This is a genomic window from Pseudomonas sp. B707, from assembly GCF_022496685.1.
Lineage (GTDB): Bacteria > Pseudomonadota > Gammaproteobacteria > Pseudomonadales > Pseudomonadaceae > Aquipseudomonas > Aquipseudomonas paraglycinae.
In genome coordinates, this window is sequence record NZ_WTVE01000005.1 from 34,788 (window position 1) to 55,315 (window position 20,528).

The 20,528-nt window shown below is 61.5% G+C and carries 16 protein-coding genes; 10 read left to right on the forward strand and 6 right to left on the reverse strand.

Annotated elements, in window-relative coordinates; translation table 11 throughout:
* Positions 1-62 precede the first annotated feature (62 nt).
* The 6 genes from GQX66_RS01515 to pepN are packed head-to-tail and all read left to right on the forward strand — an operon-like array spanning position 63 to position 6,576.
* Complete coding sequence (locus tag GQX66_RS01515; protein ID WP_007956919.1) at positions 63-953, forward strand: NAD(+) kinase; 891 nt, start codon at positions 63-65, stop codon at positions 951-953.
* Positions 950-1,924: a metallophosphoesterase gene (locus GQX66_RS01520; RefSeq protein WP_169432621.1), complete on the forward strand. Its 975-nt coding sequence runs from the start codon at positions 950-952 to the stop codon at positions 1,922-1,924. Before GQX66_RS01515 ends, GQX66_RS01520 begins: the two co-directional genes overlap by 4 nt.
* Positions 1,921-2,790, forward strand: a complete 870-nt coding sequence (locus GQX66_RS01525) for a rhomboid family intramembrane serine protease (protein WP_240865517.1) — start codon at positions 1,921-1,923, stop codon at positions 2,788-2,790. The genes GQX66_RS01520 and GQX66_RS01525 overlap by 4 nt, the downstream gene beginning before the upstream one ends.
* A gap of 30 nt (positions 2,791-2,820) precedes the next feature.
* Positions 2,821-3,081 (forward strand): DUF1315 family protein, encoded by a 261-nt coding sequence (locus GQX66_RS01530; protein WP_007956913.1) that lies wholly within the window; start codon positions 2,821-2,823, stop codon positions 3,079-3,081.
* Entirely contained in the window at positions 3,078-3,908 is an 831-nt protein-coding gene (locus GQX66_RS01535) for a DUF2797 domain-containing protein (RefSeq protein ID WP_240865523.1), read from the forward strand. Before GQX66_RS01530 ends, GQX66_RS01535 begins: the two co-directional genes overlap by 4 nt.
* A gap of 10 nt (positions 3,909-3,918) precedes the next feature.
* Positions 3,919-6,576: an aminopeptidase N gene (pepN, locus tag GQX66_RS01540; protein WP_240865525.1), complete on the forward strand. Its 2,658-nt coding sequence runs from the start codon at positions 3,919-3,921 to the stop codon at positions 6,574-6,576.
* Between the two features lie 322 nt (positions 6,577-6,898).
* Here the strand turns inward: pepN and katG are convergent, their stop codons facing one another.
* Positions 6,899-9,166, reverse strand: a complete 2,268-nt coding sequence (gene katG, locus GQX66_RS01545; protein WP_240865529.1) for a catalase/peroxidase HPI — start codon at positions 9,164-9,166, stop codon at positions 6,899-6,901.
* Between the two features lie 326 nt (positions 9,167-9,492).
* On the opposite strand from katG, the gene GQX66_RS01550 reads away from it, so the two are divergent.
* Complete coding sequence (locus GQX66_RS01550) at positions 9,493-11,529, forward strand: TonB-dependent receptor (RefSeq protein ID WP_240865555.1); 2,037 nt, start codon at positions 9,493-9,495, stop codon at positions 11,527-11,529.
* Positions 11,530-11,578: 49 nt separating this feature from the next.
* Here the strand turns inward: GQX66_RS01550 and GQX66_RS01555 are convergent, their stop codons facing one another.
* Complete coding sequence (locus GQX66_RS01555) at positions 11,579-13,789, reverse strand: LTA synthase family protein (protein WP_240865558.1); 2,211 nt, start codon at positions 13,787-13,789, stop codon at positions 11,579-11,581.
* 287 nt (positions 13,790-14,076) lie between these two features.
* Here GQX66_RS01555 and GQX66_RS01560 point away from each other — a divergent pair, with 287 nt between their 5' ends.
* The 3 genes from GQX66_RS01560 to GQX66_RS01570 all read left to right on the forward strand — a co-directional run bounded on the left by GQX66_RS01560 (position 14,077) and on the right by GQX66_RS01570 (position 16,839).
* Positions 14,077-15,108, forward strand: coding sequence for a sterol desaturase family protein (locus tag GQX66_RS01560; protein WP_240865573.1), 1,032 nt, complete (start codon positions 14,077-14,079; stop codon positions 15,106-15,108).
* 142 nt (positions 15,109-15,250) lie between these two features.
* Positions 15,251-16,264 (forward strand): ABC transporter substrate-binding protein, encoded by a 1,014-nt coding sequence (locus GQX66_RS01565; RefSeq protein ID WP_240865586.1) that lies wholly within the window; start codon positions 15,251-15,253, stop codon positions 16,262-16,264.
* A gap of 158 nt (positions 16,265-16,422) precedes the next feature.
* Positions 16,423-16,839, forward strand: a complete 417-nt coding sequence (locus tag GQX66_RS01570; RefSeq protein WP_007956881.1) for an organic hydroperoxide resistance protein — start codon at positions 16,423-16,425, stop codon at positions 16,837-16,839.
* 83 nt (positions 16,840-16,922) lie between these two features.
* Here the strand turns inward: GQX66_RS01570 and GQX66_RS01575 are convergent, their stop codons facing one another.
* From GQX66_RS01575 to GQX66_RS01590, 4 genes are all read right to left on the reverse strand, one after another.
* Entirely contained in the window at positions 16,923-17,399 is a 477-nt protein-coding gene (locus tag GQX66_RS01575; RefSeq protein ID WP_085748386.1) for a copper chaperone PCu(A)C, read from the reverse strand.
* Entirely contained in the window at positions 17,399-18,004 is a 606-nt protein-coding gene (locus GQX66_RS01580) for an SCO family protein (protein ID WP_039770777.1), read from the reverse strand. Before GQX66_RS01580 ends, GQX66_RS01575 begins: the two co-directional genes overlap by 1 nt.
* Positions 18,005-18,155: 151 nt before the next feature.
* Positions 18,156-19,574, reverse strand: a complete 1,419-nt coding sequence (adeC, locus tag GQX66_RS01585) for an AdeC/AdeK/OprM family multidrug efflux complex outer membrane factor (RefSeq protein WP_240865587.1) — start codon at positions 19,572-19,574, stop codon at positions 18,156-18,158.
* A gap of 62 nt (positions 19,575-19,636) precedes the next feature.
* On the reverse strand, positions 19,637-20,431 hold the full coding sequence (locus tag GQX66_RS01590) for a LuxR C-terminal-related transcriptional regulator (RefSeq protein WP_240865590.1): 795 nt from the start codon (positions 20,429-20,431) through the stop codon (positions 19,637-19,639).
* Positions 20,432-20,528: the final 97 nt, after the last annotated feature.

The window sequence follows — 20,528 nt, forward strand, 5'->3', positions numbered from 1 at the left end:
GTCTATCCGGCGCTTTCGCCCATAATCGTGCTTTTCGCCGTCTCAGTCCCCGCAGGAGTCCCATGGAGCAATTTCGTAATATCGGCATCATCGGTCGCCTGGGCAGCTCCCAGGTGCTGGATACCGTCCGCCGACTGAAACGCTTCCTGCTCGATCGTCACCTGCACGTGATTCTCGAAGACACCATCGCCGAAGTCCTGCCGGGCCATGGCCTGCAAACTTCGTCACGCAAGATGCTCGGCGAAGTCTGCGACATGGTCATCGTGGTCGGCGGTGACGGCAGCCTGCTCGGCGCCGCGCGGGCCCTGGCCAAGCACAATATTCCGGTGCTCGGGATCAACCGTGGCAGCCTCGGTTTTCTCACCGACATCCGCCCCGACGAGCTGGAAATCAAGGTTGCCGAAGTGCTCGACGGCCATTATCTGGTGGAAAACCGCTTCCTGCTGCAGGCCGAAGTCCGTCGTCACGCCGAGGCCATCGGCCAGGGCGATGCGCTGAACGACGTGGTGCTGCACCCGGGCAAATCGACGCGGATGATCGAGTTCGAGCTGTACATCGATGGCCAGTTCGTCTGCAGCCAGAAGGCCGACGGCCTGATCGTGTCGACCCCGACCGGTTCTACCGCATACGCGCTGTCCGCCGGCGGCCCGATCATGCATCCCAAGCTTGACGCTATTGTGATTGTGCCGATGTACCCCCATACCTTGTCGGGCAGACCGATCGTGGTCGATGGCAACAGTGAGCTGAAAATCGTCGTGTCCAAAGATATGCAGATCTACCCGCAGGTCTCCTGCGACGGGCAGAACCACTTCACCTGCGCGCCGGGCGACACCATCACCGTCAGCAAGAAAGCGCAGAAGCTGCGGCTGATCCATCCGCTCGACCACAACTACTACGAAGTCTGCCGGACCAAGCTCGGCTGGGGCAGCAAGTTGGGTGGTGGAGGCGACTGATGCTCGATCCCGCGCGCAGTTATGACCTGATTGGTGACGTGCACGGATGCGCCCTGACCCTGGAACACTTGCTGGACCGTCTCGGATACCACAAGCAGGGCGGGGTCTGGCGGCATCCGTCGCGCATGGCCGTGTTTGTCGGCGACATCATCGACCGCGGCCCGCGGATTCGCGAGGCGCTGCACATCGTCCACGACATGGTCGAGGCCGGTCAGGCGTTGTGCATCATGGGCAACCACGAGTTCAACGCCCTCGGCTGGAGCACCCCGGCGCCTCCGGGCAGCGGCAAGCAGTTCGTGCGTGAACACACCCCGCGCCATGCCCGATTGCTGCACGAAACCCTGACCCAGTTCGAAGACCATCCGGGCGACTGGCACGACTTCCAGCAGTGGTTCTACCAACTGCCGCTGTTCGTCGATGCCGGACGTTTCCGCGTGGTGCATGCCTGCTGGGATGCCGGGCTGATCGAGCCGCTGCGCGCGCTGTTTCCCGATGGCTGCATCGATGAACACTTCCTCCAGGCCTCGGCCGTACCGGGCAGTTTCGCCTGTACCGTGTTCGATCGCCTGCTGCGCGGCACCGACATGCGCCTGCCGGATGGCCTGACCATGACCAGCGGCGATGGCCTGGTGCGCTCGTTCTTCCGCACCAAGTTCTGGGAAGACGATCCGCAGACCTACGGCGACATCGTGTTCCAGCCCGACGCACTGCCGGAACCGGTGGCGCAAAAGCCGCTGACCTCCAGCGAAAAGAATTCCCTGCTGCGCTACGGCGTCGATGAGCCGTTGCTGTTCGTCGGCCACTACTGGCGCAGCGGCAAACCGGCGCCGATCCGCCCGAACCTCGCGTGCCTGGATTACAGCGCGGTGCTGTACGGCAAACTGGTCGCCTATCGTCTGGATCAGGAAACCCGCCTCGATCCGCATAAATTTGTCTGGGTCGACGTCGAGCGGCCGGAGGTGCTGCGATGAGTGCCATAGCGGTCTTGCGTGTGCCGTTGGCGGCGGACCTGAGTGGTTTCGTCAAACTGCTGCAACGCATGCAAGTGCCCCATCGTGTCAGCGAAGAGGCGGGCGAGCAGGTATTGTGGGTGCCCTCGGAAATCAGCGACGACGTACGTTCGCTGTACGAGCGTTTCCCGGCGGGGGACCCCGATCAGCAGCTGGAAATCCCGGTGGCGCCGACGTTCAAGCGCCCGAGCTTCGCCGAGCAACTGAAACATGCCAAGGCCACCGGGTTCATTCTGCTGCTGAGCCTGATCGTCGGCGGATTGACGTTCCTTGGCGATAACCTCGACACCATGCGTTGGCTGACCTTCCTCGATTTCCGCGTGGTCGGCGACTACATCCACTTCACACCATTGGCCGACAGCCTGGCAGCGGGGCAGTGGTGGCGCCTGTTTACGCCGATGCTGATCCACTTCGGCATCCTGCACCTGGCCATGAACGGCATGTGGTACTGGGAGCTGGGGCGGCGCATCGAGTCGCGCCAGGGCAGCGTCAACCTGATCGGCCTGACGCTGCTGTTCGGCCTCGTTTCCAACTATGCGCAGTTCGCGTGGGGCGGCCCGAGCCTGTTCGGCGGCCTGTCCGGCGTACTTTACGGATTGCTCGGTCACTGCTGGATCTTCCAGTTGCTGGCGCCGAACCCGGCCTATCGCCTGCCGCGCGGCGTGCTGGTGATGATGCTGGTGTGGCTGGTGATCTGCATGTCCGGGCTGATCTCGATGATCGGTTTCGGCGAAATCGCCAACGCTGCCCACGTCAGCGGGTTACTCATCGGATGCTTCACCGGTTTGTTGGGCGGTTTGTACAACCGCCGTAAACTGGCCGCCTGAATTTTTTGAATAAAGAGCACGGAGACCCTGATGTCCTCTTTTAACGATTTGATCAAGAACATCACCCCCGACATCTACCAGAGCCTGAAACTGGCGGTAGAAATCGGCAAATGGTCGGACGGTGGCAAGCTCACCGCCGAGCAGCGTGAACTGTCGTTGCAGGCGATGATCGCCTGGGAAATGCAGAACCTGCCCGAGGAAGAGCGCACCGGTTACATGGGCCCGCAGGAATGTGCGTCGAAGTCGATCGAAGTGCCGAACATCCTGTTCAAGTCGGACGCCATCCATTGATCGAGATCGGCCGCGGTGCAATCAGCAAAATGTCGGCGCGCCTGGACGGGCCGAACGTGCAGTACGCGTTTCGTCTGGATGACGTCGAGGTGCCGGTCAACCCGTTGATCGGCAGCACGGTGCGTCTGGAATACCTGGGGGCGATTCACTGCACCCATTGCGGGCGCAGGACCAAGACCAGTTTCAGTCAGGGTTACTGCTACCCGTGCATGACCAAACTGGCTCAGTGCGACATCTGCATCATGAGCCCGGAGCGCTGCCACTTCGAGGCCGGCACCTGCCGTGAGCCGGAGTGGGGCGAGAAGTTCTGCATGACCGACCACGTCGTCTACCTGGCCAATTCGTCGGGGATCAAGGTCGGCATCACCCGCGCCACCCAGTTGCCGACCCGCTGGCTCGACCAGGGCGCCAGTCAGGCGTTGCCGATCATGCGCGTGTCCACGCGGCAGCAGTCGGGTTTCGTCGAAGACCTGTTCCGCAGTCAGGTGGCAGACAAGACCAACTGGCGCGCCTTGCTCAAGGGCGATGCGGCGGCGGTGGATCTGGCGCAGGTGCGTGATCAGTTGTTCGAAAGCTGCGCCGAAGGCCTGCAAGGCTTGCAGGAGCGTTTCGGGCTCCAGGCCATTCAGACCATCGCCGATGTCGAGCCGCTGGAAATCCGCTACCCGGTCGAGCAGTACCCGGCCAAGATCGTCAGCTTCAACCTGGACAAGAACCCGATTGCCGAAGGCACGCTGCTGGGGATCAAGGGCCAGTACCTGATCTTCGACACCGGCGTGATCAACATTCGCAAGTACACGGCCTATCAGCTCGCCGTGCATCAATAAGGACTTCAGCATGCGCACCGAACAACCGAAGATGATTTACCTGAAGGACTATCAGGCGCCCGAGTACCTGATCGATGAAACACACCTGACCTTCGAGTTGTTCGAGGACCACAGTCTGGTCCACGCGCAACTGGTGATGCGCCGCAACCCGGCTCGTGGCCCGGGCCTGCCGCCGCTGGTGCTCGACGGCCAGCAGCTGGAATTGCTCTCGGTGACCCTGGCAGACCAGGAACTGAGCGCGAGCGATTACCAACTGACTGAAAACCACCTGACCCTGCAACCGGCCAGCGAAACCTTCACGGTCGACACCAGCGTCAGGATCCACCCGGAAACCAACACCGCACTGGAAGGCCTGTACAAGTCCGGCACGATGTTCTGCACCCAGTGCGAGGCCGAAGGCTTCCGCAAGATCACCTATTACCTCGACCGCCCGGACGTGATGAGCAAGTTCACCACCACCGTGGTCGCCGAGCAGCACAGCTATCCGGTGCTGCTGTCCAACGGCAACCCGATCGCCAGCGGCCCCGGCGAAGACGGCCGGCACTGGGCGACCTGGGAAGACCCGTTCATGAAACCGGCGTACCTGTTTGCGCTGGTGGCCGGTGACTTGTGGTGCGTTGAAGACAGCTTCACCACCATGACCAACCGCAACGTGGCGCTGCGCATTTACGTCGAGCCGGAAAACATCGACAAGTGCCAGCACGCCATGAACAGCCTGAAGAAGTCGATGCGCTGGGACGAAGAGGTCTACGGTCGCGAGTACGATCTGGACATTTTCATGATCGTCGCCGTGAACGACTTCAACATGGGCGCGATGGAGAACAAGGGCCTCAACATCTTCAACTCCAGCGCCGTGCTGGCCCGTGCCGAAACCGCTACCGACGCCGCGCACCAGCGCGTTGAAGCGATCGTCGCTCACGAATACTTCCACAACTGGTCGGGCAACCGCGTGACCTGCCGCGACTGGTTCCAGCTGTCGCTCAAGGAAGGCTTCACGGTGTTCCGCGATGCCGGTTTCTCCTCTGACATGAACTCGGCCACGGTCAAGCGCATTCAGGACGTGGCGTACCTGCGTACCCACCAGTTCGCCGAAGATGCAGGTCCCATGGCCCACGCCGTGCGCCCGGACAGCTTCATCGAGATTTCCAACTTCTACACCCTGACCGTGTACGAAAAGGGCTCGGAAGTGGTCGGCATGATCCATACCCTGCTGGGCGCCGAAGGCTTCCGCAAAGGCAGCGACCTGTACTTTGAACGCCATGACGGCCAGGCCGTGACCTGCGATGACTTCATCAAGGCCATGGAAGATGCCAACGGCGTCGACCTGACCCAGTTCAAGCGCTGGTACAGCCAGGCCGGCACACCACGTCTGGCGGTGAGCGAGTCTTACGACGCCGCTGCGAAAACCTACAGCCTGACCTTCCGCCAGAGCTGCCCGGAAACGCCGGACAAGGTTGAAAAACTGCCGTTCGTGATCCCGGTGGAGCTGGGCTTGCTCGACAGTCAGGGCAACGAGATTGCCCTGCGTCTGGCCGGCGAAGCCTCGGCCCAGGGCACTAGCCGAGTGATCTCGGTGACCGAAGCCGAGCAGACATTCACCTTCGTCGACATCGCCGAACAACCGCTGCCGTCCTTGCTGCGTGGCTTCTCGGCGCCGGTGAAACTGAGCTTCCCGTACAACCGCGATCAGTTGATGTTCCTGATGCAGCACGACAGCGACGGTTTCAACCGCTGGGATGCCGGCCAGCAACTGTCGGTGCAGGTGCTGCAAGAGTTGATCGGTCAGCAGCAGAAGGGCGAAAGCCTGGTGCTCGACCCACGTCTGGTTTCCGCGCTGCGTACCGTGCTGTCGGACGAGTCGCTGGATCAGGCGATGGTCGCGGAAATGCTCTCGCTGCCAAGCGAAGCCTACCTGACCGAAATCAGCGAAGTCGCCGACGTGGACGCGATCCACACCGCCCGCGAATTCGCCCGTCAGCAACTGGCGGACAATCTGTTCGAGGCGCTGTGGCTGCGTTATCAGGCCAACCGCGACCTGTCGAAGCAAACCCCGTACGTGGCCGAGGCCGAGCACTTCGCCCGTCGCGCATTGCAGAACATCGCGCTGTCGTACCTGATGCTCAGCGGCAAGCCGGAAGTGCTGGCGGCAACGCTGGAACAGTTCGACAGCTGCGATAACATGACCGAGCGCCTGACCGCGCTGGCGGTGCTGGTCAACTCGCCGTTCGACGAGCAGAAAGCCAAGGCTCTGGCCAGTTTCGCCGAGCACTTCAAGGACAATTCGCTGGTCATGGATCAGTGGTTCAGCGTGCAGGCCGGCAGCACCTTGCCGGGCGGTCTGGAGCGGGTGAAAGCGCTGATGCAGCACCCGGCGTTCAACATCAAGAACCCGAACAAGGTGCGTGCGCTGGTCGGTGCGTTCGCCGGGCAGAACCTGATCAACTTCCACGCGGCGGACGGTTCGGGTTATCGCTTCCTGGCGGATCTGGTGATCGAACTGAACGGCTTCAACCCGCAGATCGCGTCGCGTCAATTGGCGCCGCTGACGCGCTGGCGCAAGTATGACGGTGCTCGTCAGGCGCTGATGAAGGCGGAGCTGGAGCGGATTCTGGCTTCGGGGCAGCTGTCTAGTGATGTTTATGAGGTGGTTAGCAAGAGCTTGGCTTGAGGCTGGTCGTTTGGGGTTGGTCTTGAGATGGTGTTTCAACTTTAGATCCAGCCCTCACCCTAACCCTCTCCCGGAGGGAGAGGGGACTGATTGCGGGATGCTTCAGATTTACGCCGACCTGATCCTGCTTTACCGAATCTATAATCGACTCGATTCTTCAGGTCGATGTATCGCGCAATACACCTCGGTCGGCTCCCTCTCCCTCGGGGAGAGGGCTGGGGTGAGGGGGTTGGGTTTCAGCTCCACCGCATTACTTCCGCAGAACCGGCTATAAAAAACGCCGCTCGATGAGCGGCGTTTTTTGTGGGTGGATGAAAAAGGTTTATTGGCGCAAATCAAACCGATCCAGATCCATCACCTTCGCCCAAGCGGCAACGAAGTCGTTGACGAACTTTTCCTTCGCATCGGAGCTGGCATACACCTCTGCCAGCGCCCGCAGCACCGAGTTGGAACCGAACACCAGATCGACCCGGGTCGCCGTCCACTTCACGCTGCCGGTTTTACGGTCGCGGCCTTCGAACTCGGTTTTCGACGTCGGTTTCCATTCCACGCCCATGTCCAGCAGGTTGCGGAAGAAATCGTTGGTCAAGGTGCCGGGTTTGTCGGTGAACACGCCGTGTTTCGTTTTACCGACGTTGGTGTCCAGCACCCGCAGGCCGCCGATCAGTACGGTCATTTCCGGCGCCGAAAGGGTCAGCAGTTGCGCCTTGTCGATTAGCAACGCTTCGGCCGGCACGCGGTAGGTGTTGGCGGCGTAGTTGCGGAAGCCGTCGGTGTGCGGTTCAAGGAAACCGAACGACTCGACGTCGGTTTGCTCCTGAGTCGCATCGGTGCGCCCCGGATTGAACGGCACGGTCACCGTGTGCCCGGCGTTTTTCGCCGCTTGTTCGACACCGGCATTACCCGCCAGCACGATCAGGTCCGCCAGCGAGACTTGCTTGCCTGCCGCCCCGGCGTTGAACTCGTTCTGAATGCCTTCGAGGACTTTCAGCACCTTGTCCAGTTGCTCCGGCTGGTTGGCCTGCCAGAACTTTTGCGGTGCCAGACGCAGACGACCGCCATTGGCGCCGCCGCGTTTGTCCGAGCCCCGGAAGGTCGATGCGGCCGCCCAGGCAGTGGAAACCAGTTCCGAAACGGACAGCCCCGACGCCAGTATTTTGCCTTTCAGCGCCCTGATATCGCTGTCGTCCACCAGTGGATGCGTGGCCTCGGGAATCGGGTCTTGCCAAAGCAATTCTTCTTGAGGAAATTCCGGGCCGAGGTAGCGCGACAGCGGACCCATGTCACGGTGAATCAGCTTGTACCAGGCGCGGGCGAAGGCATCGGCCAGTTGATCGGGATTGGCCAGGAAGCGCCGCGAAATCTTCTCGTAGGCCGGGTCGAAACGCAGGGCCAGGTCGGAGGTAAGCATGGTCGGGTCGATGCGTTTGCTCGGGTCGTGGGCGTGGGGAATGGTGCCGGCCCCGGCGCCGTTTTTCGGTTTCCACTGATGGGCACCGGCCGGGCTTTTGGTCAGTTCCCACTCGAAGCCGAACAGGTTTTCCAGGTAGTTGTTGCTCCACTTCGTCGGGGTGGTGGTCCAGGTCACTTCCAGGCCGCTGGTGATGGTGTCGGCGCCTTTGCCGGTGCCGAAGCTGTTTTTCCAGCCCAGGCCTTGTTCTTCGAGGCCGGCGGCTTCCGGTTCCGGGCCGACGTTATCGGCGGGGCCGGCGCCGTGGGTCTTGCCGAAGGCGTGGCCGCCGGCGATCAGGGCGACGGTTTCCTCGTCGTTCATGGCCATGCGGCCGAAGGTTTCGCGGATATCCTTGGCCGAGGCCACCGGGTCGGGATTGCCTTCCGGGCCTTCCGGGTTCACGTAGATCAGGCCCATCTGCACGGCGGCGAGCGGGTTCTCGAGGTTGCGTTCGCCCTGATTGGTGCGGCTTTCCTCATTGCCGTGTTCGGCAGGTTCAGCCACCAGTGTGCCTTCGCCCGGCGGCTGCATGGATTCCGGATCTTTGCCGTAGCGATTGTCGCCGCCCAGCCATTTGTTTTCCGAACCCCAGTACACATCTTCGTCCGGCTCCCAGACGTCCGCGCGGCCACCGGAGAAACCGAAGGTCTTGAAGCCCATGGATTCCAGCGCGACGTTGCCGGTGAGCACGATCAGGTCGGCCCAGGAAATGTTGCGGCCATACTTTTGCTTGATCGGCCACAGCAGGCGGCGGGCCTTGTCGAGGCTGACGTTGTCCGGCCAGCTGTTGAGCGGGGCGAAGCGTTGCTGGCCGGAGCCGGCGCCGCCCCGACCGTCAGCGGTGCGATAGGTGCCGGCGCTGTGCCAGGCCATGCGGATGAAGAGCGGGCCGTAGTGGCCGAAGTCCGCTGGCCACCACTCCTGGGAGTCGGTCATCAGCGCCGTCAGATCGCGTTTGAGAGCCTGGAAATCCAGGCTCTTGAAAGCCTTGGCGTAGTCGAAGTCCTTGCCCATCGGATCGGATGCGGGCGAGTGCTGACTCAGGATTTTCAGGTTCAGTTGATTCGGCCACCAATCGCGGTTCGTCGTGCCACCGCCGGCGGCGTGATTGAACGGGCATTTCGATTCATTTGCCATGTTCGGGTCCTTATCAGGTCTTCTGCGGCCGGCTCGTGCCGACTTCGGAGTAGTAAGGCTAGACCCGACTCGGCGAGTCAGCTAATAGGCCGACTATTGGAGCGTGATAGGCGCAGTCTCTTACGCGACGAGCCGGGAGCGTGGGCCGGGCAGGGCGCTGAAATGCCCGTGCTTGAGCGATGGTTTGCAATTGTGGGGAAGAAACGTGATGGCCATTGGAAATGTTATTGTATAACATAAAAATGATTTCATCTGATCGATGCCAGTAATACACCCTCTGTAGCGCCGGCATTGATCCTCACTTTTCTGCCTGACGGATTTCTGAAATGCCTTCCCGTTTCCACACCTTCCAACCCCGCCTGACGCTCATGGCCTCGGCGCTGCTGATCGCTTTGCCCGCATTCGCCGCCGACCCGCTGGAACTGCAACCGCAAGTCATCACCGGCAATCCGCTGGGCAGTCAGACCCTGGCCTCGCCTTCGACCGTGTTGAGCGGCGATGACCTGACGCTGCAGCAAAAGGGCAGCCTCGGCGAAACCCTGAACAAGCAGCCGGGTGTGTCGTCGTCCTACTTCGGCCCGGGTGCCAGTCGCCCGATCATTCGTGGGCAGGACGGCGACCGCATTCGCATCCTGCGCAACGGCGTCGGCGCGCTGGACGCCTCGTCGCTGTCCTACGATCACGCGGTGCCGCTGGATCCGGTCAACGTCGAGCGCATCGAAATCGTCCGTGGCCCGGCGGCCTTGCTGTACGGCGGCAGCGCCATCGGCGGGGTGGTCAACACCTTCGACAACCGCATCCCGACAGAAGCCATCGACGGCATTCACGGTGCCGGCGAGTTGCGCTACGGCGGCGCCGACACCACCCGCAGCAGCGCCGGTAAGCTCGAAGCCGGCAACGGCCAGTTCGCCTTGCACCTGGACGCCAGCGCCCGCGAATTCAATGACCTGAAAATCCCCGGCTACGCCAAGACCGGTCGTGAGCGGGCGAACGACGATGGCGATTCGAAGAAGCATCGGCTGGCCAACAGCGATGGTCGTCAGGACGGCGGTGCGGTGGGCGGGTCGTACACCTGGGATGACGGTTACGCGGGGCTGTCGTACAGCAATTACGATTCCAACTACGGCTCGCCGGCCGAAGACGATGTGCGGATCCGCATGGAGCAGGAGCACTACGCGTTTGCCTCGGAAATTCGCAACCTCGACGGCCCGTTCAGCTCGGTGAAGTTCGACGCCGGCTACACCGATTACCAGCACCGCGAAATCGAGGGCGGCGAGGTCGGCACCACGTTCAAGAACAAGGGCTACGAGGCGCGGGTCGAGGCCCGGCATCAGCCGTTGGGGCCGTTCAACGGGGTGATTGGTGCGCAGGTCAGTCGCAACGAATTCTCGGCGCTGGGCGAAGAAGCCTTCGTGCCGCACACCGATACCGATGCCGGTGCACTGTTCATTCTCGAAGAGCTGCAAGCCACGGATCGTCTGCTGTTCACCCTCGGCGGACGCCTCGAACACACCACGGTCGACCCGGACGCCAAAGGCAACGAGCGTTTCGCCAATGCCGATCGCTCCAGCAGTTTCACCGCCGGCAGCCTGTCATCCGGTGCGGTGTACACGCTGACGCCGGTCTGGTCGGTCGCCGCCACGCTCGGCTACACCGAACGCGCGCCGACGTTCTATGAGCTTTACGCCAACGGCGCCCACGTCGCCACCGGCACTTATGAAGTCGGGGACGCGGGGCTGTCGAAAGAGAAAGCCGTCTCCAGCGACCTGGCCCTGCGTTTCGACAACGGTACGCACAAGGGCAGCGTCGGCGTGTTCTACAGCCACTTCTCAAATTACATCGGATTGCTCAGCACCGGACGCACGCTGAATGACCAAGGGGAGGAGGACGCCGACGGCATCCCCGAATACACCTACTCCGGCGTGCGGGCGCGCTTCAGCGGTATCGAAGCGCAGGATCGCTGGACCCTTGGCGAAAATGCCTACGGCAAGTTTGCGCTGGAGCTGTCGGGCGACTACACCCGCGCCAAGAACCTCGACAACGGCCAGGACCTGCCGCGCATCGCACCACTGCGGTTGAACACCGGTCTGTTGTGGGAGCTGGATCGCTGGCAGGCACGGATCGATGTGGAACACGCCAGTTCCCAGCACCGGGTGCCGGACAATGAAAGCAGCACCGACGGCTACACCACGCTGGGGGCTAATGTGGGTTATCACTTTGATGTTGGCCAGAGCAAATGGCTGGCCTTCGTCAATGCCGAGAACCTGACCAACCAGACCGTGCGTTACGCCAGCTCGATCCTGCGCGATATTGCACCGGCAGAAGGGCGCAGCATTCAGGTCGGACTGCGTACCACCTTCTGATCGTTCACACCGGACGGGCGCCAGCGTCGTTGCGACGCTGGCGTCGACCTCAACTCGATTGAGCGGTGTCTTCTTCCGGGATCTCGTCCAGCAGATCCTGTTGCCCCGGCAGTTCGGTGATCACGCTGAAATCACTGACTTCCACGGCGCCCAGCCCATACCCCAACAAGTGAAACGAAAACGCCTTGCGCGGTTGCGGGTTGTCGAAACTGAAATCCATCTCCAGCGGCTGATCCGCCGTGGCGACCATCTCGGTCGGCAGGCCCAGTTGCACGTCCTGTTCGAACTCCTTGGCCTTGAGCTGAATGTACGCTGCCTGCTGCGGATCGACCGAACGCACGGTCAGGCGCACGCGGGTGTGGGAGCCCTTGGGCATTTCCAGGTATTGCGCGCCGATCAGGTTGTCTGCCCAGTCGTCCTTGATCTGCGCTTGCAGCGGGATGACGTTGGCGCTGCCGAACTGATAGCGCTGGTTCAGCGGGGTGCGCAGCAGCGACAGGTCCAGGGCCGAGGCGCGGGCGGCGATGTCCCGGGCGTTCTGGCCGCTGGCATTGCCCTTGAACGTGGCGCTTTCGGCGATGAACCCTTCGCTGGCGTAATTGCGGCAACGGCGCGGCATGTCGCATTCAGTCAGCAGGCCGCGACCGTCGTGATAGCGCAGCTTGCCGTTGGTGAACGACATGATTTCGCGGCCCGAATCGTAATCGCGAAACAGCGAGCGCCCGCTGAGGGCGGAAGGCACCGGAAAATCGAAGTAATCCAGAATCGACGCGCTCAGATCGACGTGACCGTAGACCCCGGCGTTCAGGCGCGGCAGTTGCGCCTGCTCCGGCGCGAGGGTCAGGTTGAAGCCCCAGGACGACGCGAGGCGTACGCCGTCGATGCCGTGGGACTCGTCCGAAGTGATCACCACCAGCGTGTCTTTCAGCACGCCCTGGCGTTCGAGGCCGCTGAGAAACTGCTCCAGCGCATCGTCCAGATAACCGACGGCGGCCTGCTTGGGCGTGTCGTAGCGTTGCAGGTAATCCTCCGGCGCGGAGTAGGGCTGGTGAGTGCCGACGGTCAGCAGCGTGAGCATCCACGGCTGTTTCTGCTTCTTCAGTTCGCCGACGTATTTCAGTGCGCCTTCGAAAAACGCCTTGTCATCCTTGCCCCACGGGAATTCCAGGTAGTTGGCGTTGGTGAACCATTCCAGGCCATGGGTCGCATCGAACCCGATGTGCGGCATGATCTTGTCTTTGGCCATGAACCGCAGCCCTGCGCCTTGCAAGTAATGCGTGGCAAAACCGTGCTGACGCAACTGGGCCGGCAGGCACGCCTGATTGCGTTCGCGCTGGGTCAGCATTTCCACGCCTTTGGGCGTGCCGTTGTCGAGCTTGTCGTAATCGCCGCAGAGCATGGCGTACAGACCGCGAATGGTCTGGTGGGTGTGCAGCACGTAATCCGGTGTGTTCATGCCGCGCTCGGCCCAGCGGCTGAGGTTGGGCATCAGGTCTTCCTGATAATGGCTGCCGATGGCCTGGCGATTGGCGCCGATGTAGGCGCCGGGAATGCCTTCGAGCGCGACGATCAGGACATTGCGCGCCTGGCCCTTGGCCGCCAGCAGCGGATGACCGTTCAGATCGACATCGGTGAGGCCGGCCATCGGTGGGGGAGCAACCTGAGTGTCGCCGTCCAGCCATTCTTCGGCCTGCATCTGCATGTCGGCGACCTGCGCGGCGAGCAGTTGGTGCGGCAGGTTGTACAGACGCCACGGGTCGGCATCGCTCGGATTCAGGTGCTGCGCGCCCCAGTACGCGGAGAACAGCAGCACCGGCGTCGCCCAGGCTGCGCGGGGCAGAGCGGGGACGGTTCTTCCGCGTCGAGTCCAATGACTCAGCAACCAAAAGGCCAGAGCCACCAGCAGCGCAACCGCCACACCGGGATGGGCGAATCCGCCGCCAGTGGAGTTTTCCACGAACTGCGGGTCGATCAGGTAATGCAGATCCGCCACGGTGGGCAGGCGCCCGACCGCGCTGACCAGTTCCGCGGTCGCCACCGCCAGCAATCCCCAGAACAGCAGCACCGGTAGCGCTAGCCACCAGGGACGACGATGCAACAGCACCACCAGCAGACTGCCGATGGACAGATCCGACAGATAACCGAACAGGCTCGACCAGCCGAGCGCCGCGCGAAGGCACACCGGCACGATCAGTACCAGGAAAACCAGAGAAAGAAGGCGGGCATCCAGGCGCCGCAGCCGTTGAAAAAGAGCGCTCACAAAAAAGACCTTCCAGCCATTAAACCGTCATAAAAGTGTGGGCGATGATACCAAGGGTGGGCTGTCTGATCGCCTTTTTAAACGGCTGGGTGATCCGGTCCCGGGAGGCACTCTCAGCCAACCGGATGAGCTGGGGCCTTGATCGGCGACTGTCCTGGCGGTTTTGCGGCTTAAGCGAGGCGGCGGTTTTATTGTTTCAGGCTGTTTAACCGGCCTTTGATCCGTTCCTGCTGCATTTGCGAACCAGTGCGATTTACAATGCGCGACTTCTGATGGAGTCGTTCGTCGTGGATTTACTCGCGCAACTTCACGCGCAGCTCAGCCGCTGGGTGATCGATCCGGTCACCGAACGGTTCCTTGGCCTGTTCGATTTGAACGGCCGCCTCGGTGTGGTGTTTCTGCTCACATCCTACGGCGTGGCATACGGCCTTTATCGCCACCGAAAATCCCGGCACCTGACGCAAGCCCGATCCTTCTGGCAATTTGTCGGCGGCGGTCGTGTTCACGGGCATCGTTCGGCCTGGCTGGATTACCGTTATTACTTCATCAAGGCGATTCTTCGGGTGACGCTGGTTTTGCCCGTGGTCGGCCTCGTCGATCCGCATATTCTGCGTTCGGGCGACTACGCACAGTTTTTCACTCAGCTGTGGGGCGCGCGCGAGCAAGTGCCGGAACACCCGTTGATCGCGTTGTTCTACGGACTGGGCGTGTTCCTGTTCAGGGATTTTCTGCATTACTGGATTCACCGCGCCTTCCATTCCCGCTATCTGTGGGAATTTCACAAGGTTCATCATTCGGCGCCGGTGCTGGTGCCGGCCACCGCCAGCCGGATTCACATTGCCGAATCGATCGTTGAACGAATCTTCATCACCGCCGGCCTCGGCGCGTTTGCCGGGGTGGTCTGGTACGCCTGCGGCGGTGAGGTCAGCCGCTACACGCTGTTCGGCGTGACCTGGCTGGCGCTGATCATCAACAGCCTGGGCTCCAATTTGCGCCACAGCCATGTCTGGCTGTCGTTCGGGCCCGCGGTCGAGCATGTGCTCAGCAGCCCGGCCCAGCACCAGATTCATCACAGCGACGCACCGCGCCATTTCAACAAGAATTTCGCGATCAATCTGTCACTGTGGGACTGGCTGTTCGGCACGCTGTACGTCACCACCTCAAAGCCCGAAGCCTTGCGCTTCGGCACGGGCGAGCAGGACCGCACGCGTTATCTGACGCTGTACAGCCTGACCGTCACCCCGTTCGTGGAAACCGCGAAGCGCCTGTCATTGAACGCCGACGGTCTTAGCACCCGGTTCAACCAGCGTACGCCTTGAACGTCGGTATCAGCCTATTCATCAGTTTTTCGAAGCTGGTTTTCCAGTGATATCAATATGCGATAACGGTATTTAAATTTCGTTTTTTATAGCGATAGAGTCCGGCCTCACAGATTTTCCTGGAAATCACTGCGAGGTTGTCATGGCCCTACCGTTCAAACGTTCTGCACTGACGCTGCTGGCCGCTTCGCTGGCTGGTTCGCTACTCGGCAACACCGCTCAGGCCGAAGGCAAGATCAGCATCGCCCAGCAATTCGGCATCGGTTATCTGATTCTGGATGTGGTACGCGATCAGCAATTGATCGAGAAGCACGGCAAGGCCCAGGGCCTGGACATCAAGGTCGACTGGAACAGCATTTCCGGCGCCACCGCCATGAACGAGGCGCTGCTCACCGGATCGCTGGACGTGGTCTCGGCCGGCGTGCCGCCGATGCTTACCGTGTGGGATCGCACCAAAGGCAAACAGAACGTCAAGGCCATCGCCTCGCTGGGTTCGATGCCCAACTACCTGCTGACCAACAACCCGAACGTGAAAACCCTCAAAGACTTCAGCGACAAGGATCGCATCGCCGTACCGGCGGCGGGTGTGGGCTTCCAGTCGCGCACGCTGCAGATCGAAACGGCCAAGGAATTCGGCAATGACCAATACAAGAAATTCGACGACATCTCCGTCAGCCTGCCGCACCCGGATGCGACGGCTGCACTGATCGCTGGCGGCTCGGAAATCAACGCGCATTTCTCAAGCCCACCGTTTCAGTACCAGGCATTGCAGAATCCCAACGTCCATAAAGTGCTGAGTTCCTACGACGTGCTCGGCGGCCAGGCCACATTCAACGTGCTCTACACCACGGAAAAATTCCACGACGAAAACCCGAAAACCTACAAGGCGTTCTACGACGCCCTGGCCGAGGCCGAGAAGATCATCAAAGCCGACAAGCCTGCGGCGGCTCAAGCTTACATTCGGGTTGAACAGTCGAAACTACCGCTGGCGCTGGTTGAGAAAATTGTCACCGACCCGGAAATCGATTTCACCGTGGTGCCGCAACGCACCTTTATCTATGCAGAGAAACTGCAGGAGCTGGGCGTGCTGAAAAACAAGGCGGACAGCTGGAAGGATTATTTCTTTGAAGAGGCGCATGGCGGGGCGGGGAGTTGAACACTCGTCTTTTCTGAACAGTCCGCACGTCCGTTCGCCGGGTGAGCGACAAACCCGTGTCTATAGTGAGAGGGCTGTGTGAAACGGGTGGCGCACCTCAAGGCTGCGACGGGAGGCGCCGAGTGAACAATCTGCTGTTTTTCATTCAGGAGATCGCCATGAGTCAGATCGAAAAAGTCCTCTACACCGCGAAAACCCACACCACCGGCGGACGTGACGGCGCATCGCGCAGTTCCGACGGGATCCTCGATGTAAAACTGTCGTCGCCCGGCTCCAGTGGCGGCGGGACCAATCCGGAACAATTGTTCGCCGCAGGCTGGTCGGCGTGTTTCATCGGCGCGATGAAAGCGGTGGCGGGGCAGCAGAAAATCAGCCTGCCAGCGGACCTGGCGGTGGATGCCGAAGTGGACCTGGGCACTAATTCGGGAGGGTATCTCCTGCAGGCGCGACTGAATGTAAGCCTGCCGGGCATGGAGCGCGGCGCGGCGCAGCAGCTGGTGGATGCGGCGCATCAGGTGTGCCCGTACTCCAAGGCCACGCGCAACAATATCGAGGTCGAATTGAAACTGGTCTGATATCCAGATGCAAAAGGGGCGGCATGATCGTCGATCATGCCGCCCCTTTTGTTTTTTGAGGCCGTAAATCTGTCCGTCGACGATCAATGCATCTTGCTGTGATCGTGGCCTTCCATGGTCAGCGCCTTGACCGGCGCTTTCACTTCAACGGTTTCCTTTTCGCCCTTGGCGTTTTCCACGGTCAGGGTCAGCGGCACGCTGTCGCCTTCTTTCAACTGAGCGGTCAGGCCCATCAGCATCACGTGGTAACCATTCGGGTCGAAGTTGACGGCCTTGCCCGCTGGCAGGTCGACCGATTTCACTGGGCCCATGCTCATCACGTCGTTCTTCATGGTCATTTCATGAATCTGCACGTCCTTGGCCGCAGGCGAGGCAACGCTGAGCAGCTTGCTGTCGCTGTCGGCGGTGACGGTCATGAACGCGCCGCTGGCCGACTGGTTCGGCACGGTCGCACGCACCCAGGCGTCGTCGACCCTGGTCTGAGCCGATACCTGGAAAGCCAGGCCCAGCAGGGACAGTCCCAGTGCGGCACGTTTGATGTGGTTCAGAAAAGGGTTCATCAGCAGACCTCCATGACGGTAAGCAAATCTTCCGTGCACTCTTGTGCAGAAAGCGATTGAGACAGGCCCACACGCAACGTGCCCCGGGTATCGTAGACATAGCTGGTGGCGGTGTGGGAGAGGGTATAGGTGTCGCCGGCCGGGACTTTTTCGTAGAACACGTCGAATTCCTTGGCGGTGGCCTTGGTTTCTTCGAGGGTGCCGTACAGCGCGACGAAGCTTGGATCGAAGGTCTTGACGTAGGCGTCGAGGATTTCCGGGGTGTCGCGTTCCGGGTCGAGGGTGATGAACACCACTTGCAGGATGTCGCCGTCCTTGCCCATCAGCTTCTTGATTTTCGCGGCGCGGGCCAGCGTCGTCGGGCAGATCGCCGGGCACTGGGTGAAACCGAAGAAGATCATCGGCATCAGGCCGCGAAAGCTCGAGAGCGTCACGGTGTTGCCTTCGGTGTCCTTGAGCTTGAAGGTGCGTCCGAGGATCTTGTCGCTCAGATCCTTGCCGTACTTGTACGACAGTTCGCCGCGGGTGTCGCAGCCGGCGAGCAGGCCGAGACCGAGTACGCCCATTCCCGCAAGCACCTTGCGGCGAGTCAACAAAGCCGTCATTTCATACCGCCCTTTGGAGCCCGCCAGTCGGCAGGACAGGCAGGCGGGTTAACCGTAAAAGCGGCGCATGATACCAAAATGATCCGCTGCGCCGGTTTTCGATCGCCGGGCAATGTGGGATCTGGCGACAAAAGGTGTAAGAAAAAATGACTCAGGGAGATGGCGGAAGCGGCTCGACCGGGCTCCAGCCACCGCCCAGCGCGGTGTACAGGTTCACTTGCGCGACCAGTTGCGCCAACCGGTCGGTAATCAGTCCTTGCTGGGAACTGAACAGCGAACGCTGGGCATCGAGGAACGTCAGGCTGCTGTCGACGCCGCTTCGATAGCGGTGCTGCGCCATGTCGTAATAATCCTGGGTCGCCTGCACCAGGTCGCGCTGGGCCTGGAGTTGCTGTTCGTAGGTCTGGCGCGCCGCGAGGCCGTCGGACACTTCCTGGAATGCCGTCTGAATGGTCTTTTCGTACTCGGCGATGGTGATGTCTTTTTGCAGCTTCGCGTAATCCAGGCTGGCGCGCAGACTGCCGGCATTGAAGATCGGAAGGTTGATCTGCGGCTGGAACGTCCAGGTCCCGGAGCCGCCCTTGAACAGCCCGGACAGATCACGGCTGGACGTCCCGGCATTGGCGGTCAGGCTGACACTCGGGAAAAACGCCGCCCGCGCCGCGCCGATGTTGGCATTGGCGGCGCGCAGCTTGTATTCGGCCTGGAGAATGTCCGGCCGACGTTGCAGCAGATCCGACGGCAACCCGGCCGGCACGGTTGCCACCAGATCACTGTCCAGCGGACGCGCCGGCAGGTGCTCGGGTACCGGCGCGCCCACCAGCAGCGTCAGGCTGTTCAAGTCCTGGGCGACTTGGCGCTGATAACGGGCCAGGCTCGCGCGGGTGCTGTCGACACTGGTCTGCGCCTGAATCTGATCCAGCGCCGAGGACTTGCCGGCCTCGCGGTTGCGGGTGGTCAGGTGCAGGCTTCGTTCGTCGGCGGCCAGTGTTTCCTGGGCCAGCGCCAGTAACTCCTGATCGGCGCGCCAGGTCAGGTAGGCGTTGGCGACGTTGGCCACCAGACTCAATTGCGCACTGCGCCGGGCCTCTTCGGTGGACAGCCAGCTCAGCAGCGCCTGCTCGCTGAGGCTGCGCACCCGGCCGAAGAAGTCCAGTTCATAGGCGCTGATGCCCAGATTCACCGAGTAGGTCGAGGTGATTGCCGCTTGGGTGCGAGTCACGCTGGACGGCAGCCGCTGACGCAGCTCGTTGGCGTTGGCCGACACCGCCGGCAGCAGGTCGGCGCGCTGGATGCGGTATTGCGCCTGAAACGCCTCGACATTCAGGGCAGCTACCCGCAGATCGCGATTGTTGACCAGCGCGCTTTCAATCAATTGCTGCAACGCCGGGTCATTGAACAGCGCGCGCCAGTCTTCCACCCGGGGCGTGACCGGGGATTGCGCGGCATACGCCGGACCTTGCGGATACTGCGCAGCGCTCGGCGATGCCGGTCGCTGGTAATCGGGAATCAACGAGCAACCGCCCAGCAGCAGCGCAGCGGACAGCAGGGAAATCGGCAATCTGAACATCAAACAGCCTCGTTCACGAATGAGAGCGGACGCCGGGCGCCCGTGATGAGAAAAACGCCGGATCAGGCCCCGGCCATCCATTTCGCCAGACCGTGTCGCCCGCTGACCCCAAGCTTGGCGGCCGCGCGCTTGAGGTAGGTCTCGATCGAGCTGTTCTTGACTCGCAGCTTTTCCGCCATCTGCGGCACGGTGCCGCCGGTCAGCAGACCCAGGCAGACTTCTTTCTCGCGCACCGACAATGTGATGTCGCCCAACGCCAGGCGTTCGTCGAACACCTGTTGCAACGGCGTCTGGGGTTGATCGGCTTGTGGCGCGCGGGGTTGGCGGGCGATGGCTTGTCGACTGATGTGCGCGTGGCGCTCGATCAAGGGCAACAGGGTGTCGGACAGGCGCTTGAGAAACGACAGCTCCGGCAGGGAAAACACCCGATGCGTGTGGGGACGGTAGAACGAAATGACGCAACGGCGATTGGACGTGCGAGACACCAGATTGCATTGGTGGACGCTGTGGTGCGGGTGTCGATGCTGGAGCGAGGCTTTCAGTTGAATCAGTAGCGAGTCGTTCATCTCGATCATCTGTTGCAGCAACGGGTGGTCGTCCGGGTGCTGCAACGGATCCGGGGGCGGAAAGGTGTCCGGCAAACCGGCACTGCCCAACGCCTTGATCTCGACCACGCTGGATTCCCGTTCATCCAGGGTCCACTCACTGAGATGGACGCGATTGACGGGTACGAGGTTGTCGACCAACTGGAACATATTCGTGGCAAAACCCTCGTTGCCGGTGCTGGCGATCAACTCCCCCAACTGCCAATAAAAGTGCGGATTTTCCATGTTGCGAAGACTGCCGGTCAGATTCATATCCTTGTCATCCCTGATTTAGAGCCATTGCCGAATCGTCTGCCGTGCATGCACCCCTGAAGCGCCCACCCAGTCTTTTCTCCTTGAAATCGTCTGG